9 protein-coding genes and 1 pseudogene are annotated in these 9077 nt (G+C 44.5%); 9 read left to right on the top strand and 1 reads right to left on the bottom strand.

Annotation, left to right across the window (positions count from 1 at the left end; translation table 11 throughout):
• Window positions 1–192 precede the first annotated feature (192 nt).
• Window positions 193–810, top strand: coding sequence for a hypothetical protein (locus AB204_RS03010; RefSeq protein WP_047961905.1), 618 nt, complete (start codon window positions 193–195; stop codon window positions 808–810).
• A 157-nt stretch (window positions 811–967) separates the two neighbouring features.
• Window positions 968–1417 (top strand): annotated as a pseudogene (locus tag AB204_RS03005) (IS1 family transposase); the annotation flags it as partial.
• A gap of 193 nt (window positions 1418–1610) precedes the next feature.
• Here the strand turns inward: AB204_RS03005 and AB204_RS03000 are convergent.
• Complete coding sequence (locus AB204_RS03000) at window positions 1611–2660, bottom strand: Abi family protein (RefSeq protein WP_047961904.1); 1050 nt, start codon at window positions 2658–2660, stop codon at window positions 1611–1613.
• Window positions 2661–3282: 622 nt separating this feature from the next.
• On the opposite strand from AB204_RS03000, the gene AB204_RS02995 reads away from it, so the two are divergent.
• From AB204_RS02995 to AB204_RS02965, 7 genes are all read left to right on the top strand, one after another.
• Window positions 3283–3546 carry a helix-turn-helix domain-containing protein gene (locus tag AB204_RS02995; protein WP_047961903.1) on the top strand — a complete coding sequence of 88 codons (264 nt, stop codon included), beginning with the start codon at window positions 3283–3285 and terminating at the stop codon, window positions 3544–3546.
• Between the two features lie 177 nt (window positions 3547–3723).
• Entirely contained in the window at window positions 3724–4269 is a 546-nt protein-coding gene (gene pilL2, locus AB204_RS02990; protein ID WP_047961902.1) for a PFGI-1 class ICE element type IV pilus protein PilL2, read from the top strand.
• Window positions 4266–4961 (top strand): TIGR03759 family integrating conjugative element protein, encoded by a 696-nt coding sequence (locus AB204_RS02985; RefSeq protein ID WP_047961901.1) that lies wholly within the window; start codon window positions 4266–4268, stop codon window positions 4959–4961. Before pilL2 ends, AB204_RS02985 begins: the two co-directional genes overlap by 4 nt.
• Window positions 4937–5476 carry an integrating conjugative element protein gene (locus tag AB204_RS02980; RefSeq protein ID WP_047961900.1) on the top strand — a complete coding sequence of 180 codons (540 nt, stop codon included), beginning with the start codon at window positions 4937–4939 and terminating at the stop codon, window positions 5474–5476. The genes AB204_RS02985 and AB204_RS02980 overlap by 25 nt, the downstream gene beginning before the upstream one ends.
• Window positions 5473–7536 carry a type IV conjugative transfer system coupling protein TraD gene (gene traD / locus AB204_RS02975; protein WP_047961899.1) on the top strand — a complete coding sequence of 688 codons (2064 nt, stop codon included), beginning with the start codon at window positions 5473–5475 and terminating at the stop codon, window positions 7534–7536. The genes AB204_RS02980 and traD overlap by 4 nt, the downstream gene beginning before the upstream one ends.
• Window positions 7536–8294, top strand: coding sequence for a TIGR03747 family integrating conjugative element membrane protein (locus AB204_RS02970; RefSeq protein ID WP_047961898.1), 759 nt, complete (start codon window positions 7536–7538; stop codon window positions 8292–8294). Before traD ends, AB204_RS02970 begins: the two co-directional genes overlap by 1 nt.
• A gap of 154 nt (window positions 8295–8448) precedes the next feature.
• The gene (locus AB204_RS02965) at window positions 8449–9075 is read left to right on the top strand and encodes a hypothetical protein (protein WP_047961897.1); all 627 of its coding nucleotides are present in this window, start codon (window positions 8449–8451) and stop codon (window positions 9073–9075) included.
• Window positions 9076–9077 lie beyond the last annotated feature (2 nt).

Here is a 9077-nt window from a genome sequence, read left to right as displayed (position 1 = left end):
CCTTGCACAACCAGCCCCCTAATAGTTAAACTGAAATTTACCGCAGCGATGGGAATATAACCCATTTTTTAGAAAAGAAAGGCTATTATAAATAAATATAAATATAAATATAAATTTATATCGTTAATAGCACAGATGCGCGATCTCTTTGTTAATTCAATAGACTCCCTAGATAACTAAGAAGGCAATCTTATGATCACAATAACTCAAGCTAATACCATAAACAATGATGCGAGAAACCATTTTCGGTATGGAAAAAAATCAGACAACAAAGTTTATTCGTTTAGCTATGGCAATGCTACTGAGTTCAAAAAAACGCATCGCTATGAGCAAGCTATAAAAGCTAATGAATCCCTTAGAATACAGAGAACGAGAGGTTTTGACTTTTATGATCAATTGGATACGCGTCCCGAGGAACGTGCTGGCAATTGTGGGGAATATACTGAATTTGCTGTAAATATTGCTCTTAATATGGATCAGATCAGCACTGTTTGGATTTTCGGCTGTGATAAACTAGGAGGAGTAGATCATGAATTTTGTGTTTTTAACTTATCTCAGGCTCCAAATCCAAACAGAATTACATGCCTAAACGGGCTATCTAATGAAACTTTCCGGGATGATGTGATTGCTTGTGATCCATGGGCAAATATAGTGTGTCTTTACACTGACTATCCACAAAGACTAAGGGAAAAGATGCTTAAGTGGGATATGCGTGGAAAGTGCATTATGATAGGGTCTAATCCAATACCTGCAACAGAGTGGGGACGTAAGTGCTTGAACGCGCCAATAAAATTTGTTCAGAAACGTTAGTTAGCCCGGGATTTTTTAATGTTTCTTTCTTGCACACACCCTTTTTTTATCTCCTTTTCGTATGCTGCGCAATTCTAACCAAACAAAAAACAACGAATAATAGAGCGAATTTTATCCCTTTGTACAAATAACGATATGGAAAAAATGCCGTCGTTCGAGTTTTAAAAAATTATTCCCACGATGTGTAACCCCACTTCCGCTGGAGCATGTGGAAGTTCAGCTCATCTGTGAAGTCGATGAGATGTGGTCATTTGTCGGAAATAAAAAGCAACAACGTTGGTTATGGTATGCTTGGGAGCCTCGTCTGAAGCGTATTATCGCGCATGCTTTCGGCAGATGAAGCAAAAAGACCTTAAAGAAATTGCTCAAAAAATTATCTTCATTTAATATTGCTTTTTGGTGTACCGATAATTTCAAGGCTTACAATTTGTTACCCACCAATAAGCATCTTATAGGGAAAAGTTTCACACAGCATATCGAACGCGAAAACCTTACCCTACGAAACCGTATTAAGCGACTAAATCGGAAAACATTGGGTTATTCAAAATCACCGGATATGCATGACAAAGTCATCGGGACTTTTATCGAAAGAGAATATTATGTTTAAGGTCAATCAACAAATTGAATACATGACCAATTTTTCATTATAAATGAAATTGATTTTTTCAGTTTAAGCATGCACCTCTACAGGAGAAAACCGACTTCGGGGTATGGTTTTTTTATTACGTATAAGATCCGATAATTATAATTCGTGTTTTCACAAAGTCGGTAACTTCAAATTAAAAGGTTGGAGTCATGATTTACATTTTTATGATCTTTTTGGCATTGGGGTAACGTGCGGTACTTGATTCAGGATAATATTTCACTAAATCATGTTCTTGGTATGTATCAATTCCACCTTGAAGCTCTTCTTTTTTTCCAAAAAATATGACTCTATCTTTTTTGCTTTTTATTAATATATGATTATCAGCAATATGAATAATTTCACCAATATGAGAAGAGTCTAAAATTATGGCTTTTCCCCATTCTTTATTGATTGGTAAGGAGGGTATGCCAATAGGAAGTTGTTTATTTTTCCAGAGTGCATGGATACTGCATAATTCTGCCATTTTTTGATTATTTTCGATAATATCCAGTAGTTTCATATTTGAAGGGTTTATCCAATAGATTACCTTTAAACAACGTTCATAGTGCTCAATAACTTTGTTGATGATATCTTCAATTTGATAAGCTCTTTGATCACGCCATAATGGTTCATGGTGAGAAAGTCGGTTGCGAATTTTATTAATTTCCTTTAGCTCATTGCCAATACTGTTAATTGATAATGGCCGGCCTGTTTGCGTATTCAAGGCTTCAGGGAAAACCAAACCTCTCAAATGTGGCCAAAGAACTAAGTAAGGTTTTTTCTGAACGTCAAACTCATTCCTTACCATCGATACCCAAAAACCAAATGTCAGTTTGGCGATAATATTTTCAGGTGTATGCGGCTTTTTTTCTTGATCTAATTGTTTTAGTGCTGCTTGGATGCCTTTATAAGCACCTGGGTTATTCTGTTGTGTGAAAGCCGTAACGAACCAACTACGATCTATTTTGGACTTTTTTTCTTCCCAGACATGGCTGGCAAACTTGTGCTCAATACGTTTTTCTTCATACTGGATATAAGATTGATAGATGGCGTTACGTAGTGAAATCTCAATGACCTGCAACGCAGGTAAGAAAACACTGGCCAGCTGTTTGTTCCACAGATAAATGCCCAGACACTGTTCAGAAGATGTTCCACCAAGGATAGGAGACTGATAGGTGGCAAATCTAGAAGCGGATAGCGATTTAGTAATTGCTTCAATAGTCATTGTGTTACTATGTCCTGTGTGAATTTGGTGTAGTATACCGTTGTTTTATTTAGATATATACGGTGCAAGAACACACGTTGACCCATTTTATTGAGTGATGTATAATCTGTAGCCAGAGGAAACTCTACTTGTGTAAGCACCCGCCCCTACTCATCGTGACGGTCGGAGTGTGAAGAATATTTTTCGAAAAAGGCTCCTTCAGGAGCCTTTTTTGATCCCGATTTACAGTATGCTAGCGACTATTGACAGATATTTATTTTTCTGTTCGTTATTTGGAATTATCAGGACAGTGTAATTAATGATACTTTACTGATATGGCAGCATAATGATCTAAAATAATTATCTTAACTGCCTAATTTACTTGTTAAACTTACATGTTCGATTATTGAATTCGATAACACAATCGGTTAAAGTGAAAACGCTATCGGCAAAATCCGATAGTCGGGGATTTGCAACCCTGTTAAGAGTAACCCACTGGTAGAAATTTTCTGCCAGTGTGCCTGCTATCGCACCTTCAATGGCGGTTCAGGCAGGGGAGGCTTCGGCCTCGCCGGACGGTTACTCCCGGTATTGCAAACCCTGTCTGAACTACCACCAATAATCAACAGAAGGGGAAGCAGGTATGACTTACACTCAACAAGACTGGCACCCAGCGGATATTATTGCTGCCTTGCGTAAACGTGGTACCACACTCGCCAAATTATCCCGCGAATCAGGATTAAGTTCTTCCACACTGGCAAATGCACTGTCCCGTCCGTGGCCGAAAGGCGAATATATTATTGCAAACACGTTGGAAATAGCGCCGTCTGAAATCTGGCCCAGCCGCTATTTTGATCGCAATGGTAATTTGCTTGAGCGAAAAATACGCAAATCGGTTGCTGAATAATGTTCCGCTATAACCCATGACTCTGAATACGATAATACCGCTTTAGGATTTATCCGTTATTTTCTATTACAGCATTTTTTATTTTCAGCAAACACAGTTGAGTTGTTCATTGAATAAACCACAAGGTTCCCGGCATAGTCAGGATTATTTTATGACTGAGCAAGGAACCTATTTGGGATGAAAATAAACGCGTTAGTTAGTCTGATAGCGGTCATAGTGACCGGATGCACGGCTCCCGTAAAACCACCGCAATCTCAACCCTCAAAAGAAACTTTTCCTTCCGTTACGCTGACACGTAACATTCAGCCTGTTTCACCGGATATTTATCAACAAACGTCAGAAGTTGTTCGTTATGGTCGCTATTTGCTGGTCAGCACCGACCCAACAGAGGCACAGCGTGACCCGCTTTCCCAACTGGTTGATAGCCCTATTCCTGTTTCTCTAAAACCCACCGTGGCTGATGCCATGCGTTACGTGCTGCGTCAATCGGGCTATTCGTTATGTGCGCCTGAAAAGGAGAATGACATCTTATATCGTCAGCCGTTGCCGTCTGTGCACTATCAGTTAGGCCCTGTCCGGTTGCGAACGGCGTTGCAGGTGATAGCAGGCCCAGCCTGGCAACTGGACGTGGATGAGGTACAGCGTATGGTGTGTCACCATTTGCGGCAGGGCTATCAGTTACCGATTCCGGCTAAACCATCACAGCAGGAAGGCGTTTCATGATATTGAACCGAATCGGTCTATGGGCAGGGTTGTTGCTGAGCAGCTGGGCGGCAACATCGGCACCCTTAGCTTCGCAGCAGACGCAATTTAGGGAAAACCAACAGCAATCCCTGAAAAGTCAGGCTGAACAGTGGACGTTAAGTGCGGATGAATACCAGCGTTATCAGCAACTGATGAATGGGCCTCGGGGTATCCAGTCCCCAGGGCTTGATCCACTGACCACATTAGGCATTGAAACCGACAGTGATGCCGAACGTAGCCGTTATGCTGAACAGTGGGTCAGGGTGGAGTTCGCCCGTACAGAGAAAGAGCTGCGTTTCCAGCGTGAAGTGGATGCGGCGTGGCAGCGGCTGTTTCCGGATGTGTTGCCAGTCAATATGACAACATCACGCGAGACAAGTGGCCGTCTGGCGTTGTTTGTCAGAATCAAAGATTGTCCGCCGTGTGAAACCCGTTTGACCGAAGTCCTGGCGGCTAACCAGCCTGTCGATATCTATCTGGTTGACAGTCAGGGTAATGACGACACATTACGGCAGTGGGCCAAAAATCATCATATCCCTGTTGAGCGGGTACGTCACCGGCAAATCACGCTGAATCATGATGCGGGGTACTGGTTTCGGTTTGGCAAGGGGCTGATGCCGGTATTGTTGCGGCAAGGGGAACAGGGATGGCACATTACGTCATTACAATGAAACGGCTGAGCATATTCCCCATTATCAGTCTGTTATGGATCAGTGCCTGTCAGGCTGAACTGAACGTGATTGCGGATTTAGGCGGCAAAGAGGCTGCACCCTTTTATGCAGGTATTCATGCTCAGTCAGATGATATCACTTTGCCGCTACAGCATTCTTCACCCGAGCAGGCCGGTGAAGCTGCCATGTTACCGGTGAAAACACCAGAATTGACACCGGGAAAAGTCGCAAGCCGACCACTGCAACTGCCGGGCATTGGGGCATTGTTTTTGATTGGTGATGACGCTGATTCGCGTCAGTGGTTAAGTCAGCATGCAGCCCGGCTTGCGCAATTGCACGCCGTGGGTTTGGTCGTCAATGTCAGTGAAATGGCAGGCTTACAGTCACTGCGCGCATTAGCACCGGATGTTTCGTTATCACCGGCTTCCGGTTCGGAATTGGCTCGCCGTTTGCAACTGCGACATTATCCGGTGTTGATCACCGAAACTGCGCTCTCTCAGTCGTCATTACCATGAGCCGCCGTTACGTTGTCGAAGCCCTGCTCCGCCCAGCGGTAGAATTGAATACCGCGATGGTCTCAGCCGTTGCCGCTTTTGTTTGTATCAGGGCACCCTGGGCCATTGCATTGGCACCGTCAGTCAGTTATGTGATGGCAGGCGGTTTTGCGGTATTGGCGATGATACGTACATGGCAGGGCATTCAGGTACTCCGCTATCGCAGAAACCTGCGCCGTTTGCCGCGTTATCAGATGAGTACAAAACAGATCCCTGTCAGCCATCAGCGCCTGTTTTTGGGCAAGGGATTTCGCTGGCAGCAAAAGCACGTCCAACGTTTGCAGGATACACGGCGACCGGAAGTTGAGCGATTTGTGCAATCGTCCCAGCTTTATCAGCTTGGCCGTTTACTGGAGCGCCGAACGGAATACCGTTGGCCGAAATTGTCGGCCCTGTTACGCAAAGATTCGCCACTTAATCCGGTACGCCCTTTGCCACCGGTTGGCGGCAATCCCATGATCCACGGCATTGAGCCACAGGAAGCCGAGGTGTTTATGGATCTGCGTGAGCGGGTCGGGCATACGCTGGTGATGGGCACCACCCGTGTGGGAAAAACCCGGCTGGCCGAATTGCTGATAACCCAGGATATCCGGCGGGGCGAGGTGGTGATTGTCTTTGATCCAAAAGGGGATGCTGATTTACTAAGACGCATCTGGGCAGAAGCCCACCGGGCAGGTCGTGGCAATGAACTTTCCCTCTTTCATTTGGGCTGGCCGGAAATTTCGGCACGTTATAACGCGGTCGGACGGTTTGGCCGGGTCTCAGAAGTTGCTTCCCGTCTGGCGGGGCAGCTCAGTGGTGAAGGCAATAGCGCCGCGTTTCGGGAATTTGCCTGGCGATTTGTTAATATTGTGGCTCGCGCGTTAGTCGCATTGGGTCATCGGCCGGATTACACCTTGATTACGCGTTACGTCAATAATATCAGCGAACTGTATCAGCTCTATGCCACGAAAATACTGGCAGAGCGACAACCCGCACTGCTGGCACAAATCAGCCAGTCCCTTGGCAAACTGAAAGAAAAGGATATTCCGCGCAATATGCAGGGGCAGCCGGATGCGCTCAGGCTCTGGGCGATGGAAGTTACGCTGAGTTCAGAAGCCGGTAAGCAGCTTTACGATCCGATTCTGGACGGGCTGCGTTCCGCTGTGCGTTATGACCGTACCTATTTTGATAAAATTGTGGCTTCCTTATTACCCCTGCTGGAAAAGCTGACCACCGGCAAAATTGCTGAGCTGCTCTCACCGGATTATCTCAATATGTCGGATTTACGCCCCATTTTCGATTGGGAACAGGTGATCCGCAAGAACGGTATTGTCTATATCGGGCTGGATGCACTGTCGGACAGTGATGTGGCTTCGGCAGTCGGTAACAGTATGTTTGCCGATTTGGTCAGTGTGGCGGGGCAGATTTATAAATACGGCATGAATGCGGGCTTGCCGGTGCGCCATGACGGCAAGCTGGCGATTAACCTGCATTGTGACGAATTCAATGAGCTGATGGGCGATGAATTTATCCCGTTGATCAATAAAGGTGGTGGCGCCGGTATGCAGGTCACGGCCTATACCCAGACTTCCTCAGATATCGAAGCCCGTATCGGCAGCCCGGCTAAAACCGCGCAGGTGATCGGTAACTTCAATACCCTGATTATGCTGCGGGTGCGGGAGAACCGGACGGCAGAGCTGCTCACCAGCCAGCTGCCTGAAGTGGAAATCTACAGTAAGACCCTGGTTTCGGGGCATTCGGATATTGCGGATGTCGAACAGGGACAGGATTTTACCTCCTCCACACAGGACAGGGTCGGTACGGTCAAAACGCCGCTGGTCACACCTGCCGAAATGATTAACCTGCCGAAAGGACAGGCATTCGCTCTATTGGAAGGCGGGCAGTTGTGGAAAATTCGGATGCCCTTGCCTACCGGGGATGACGACGATGCCCTGATGCCAGCGAGTTTGCAGAAAATCGCCGAACAGATGCGACGGCATTACCGTACCCGTGAAGCCTGGTGGGAAGAGAAAGCATAATGGCACAGTCAGAACCGGCTTCCCGTCAATCCACTCAACCACCGCGCAAGCATGGCCTGCTGTATCGTGTGCTATGGGAATGGCCGTGGCAAATCGCTGGGTTTATTGTGATGTCCTGGCTATTCAGCCTGTTACTGGAGTATCTTGGGATGACCTTTCTTTGGCAGGATGAAGGCGCCTCTCACAGCCAGACAATGATGAATACCGAACTGCAATTTTTATCCACGGAATTTACCCAGAGCTTGCTGCTATCCGAACCTTCACAAACTGTCTCTGACTGGCTGGTACAGGCGTATCAATGGCTGTTTGTGGACAGTGGTTTTATGCATTGGATACAGGGGCAGCGGCAATATCCACTCAATAACGGCAATGATTTTATGCGTGAATTCAATGCTGTATTACAGGAGGTATCAGTCTATTTGCAGAAATATGGGCTGGCCACGGTGTTTATTACGATGGTGACGTTGATCCGGATAGCGATCCTGCTGTTATCCGTCCCGCTGTTTGTGATGGTGGTTTTAGTCGCACTGGTTGACGGGCTGGGACGGCGGGATTTACGGCGTTATGGTGCGGGGTATGAGTCGAGTTTTGTCTATCATCATGCCAAGCGGGGAATTAAACCGGCCTGCTCCATTCCCTGTGTGTTGTATTTATCGTGGCCAAGTGTGATGTATCCTGCGATGATATTGTTGCCGGCGGCGATAGTGCTGTGTATAGCGGTGTTTATCACAACTACGATGTTTAAGAAGTATATATGAAGCTGGATTAACACAATACGTAGCCGCATCAGCTAACAACATAACATCAATCCTATTTTTGATCTGTATTCCATTATTGGTTTAAGGTGGGGGACAACGTATTGTATTCATATTATCTTTACTTGTTTATTTTATTAGCAAAATGAGGGAGAAAATGAAAGATTTCTTTGATTATTTAGTTCACAATTACGCAGGAGTATTAGCATTGAGTGGAGCATTTTTTTCTGGTGTTGGAATAGTAATTCGCCTAATTTATAAAGGTGTTACTTTATTTAGCAATAGAAGAATCTCAAGGAATAAATATTATCTTAATGAATATTCTAATGTTATAGGCGATGAGAACAAAAAACACATAGAAGATATTATAACATCTGAAGTGATGTTTAAGATAACAAAAACGAGATCACCAAAATTAAGAAATATAATTTCAAAACTCGATCGCAATGGTGTTAGAGCTGATTACATACGTGACATTAAAAAATTAAATTTTTATGTGTTATTTGATTTTGAGCATCCAATTATTAAAACCGATTTTTATTATAAAGTAGGTAGAGTTTTTGAGTTAATGATGGGCGGTATATTTTTCACTGCTATGGTTTTGATATTTTTAATGGCATCTTATTTTGATAATAAAAACCCACAAGGATATTCTTTTTTTCTTGTAATAATTTTTATGATTTTTATTGGGTTTTTCTCTGTGAGTTTTATGACGTTAAGCCCTTCTAAAAAAAGAATAAAGAATTTAAATGAAGTTTTATCAAGATATAAGGTGGATGATTAAAT

This window comes from Xenorhabdus khoisanae (assembly GCF_001037465.1).
Taxonomy (GTDB): domain Bacteria; phylum Pseudomonadota; class Gammaproteobacteria; order Enterobacterales; family Enterobacteriaceae; genus Xenorhabdus; species Xenorhabdus khoisanae.
This window is presented reverse-complemented; position numbering and strand designations above follow the sequence as displayed.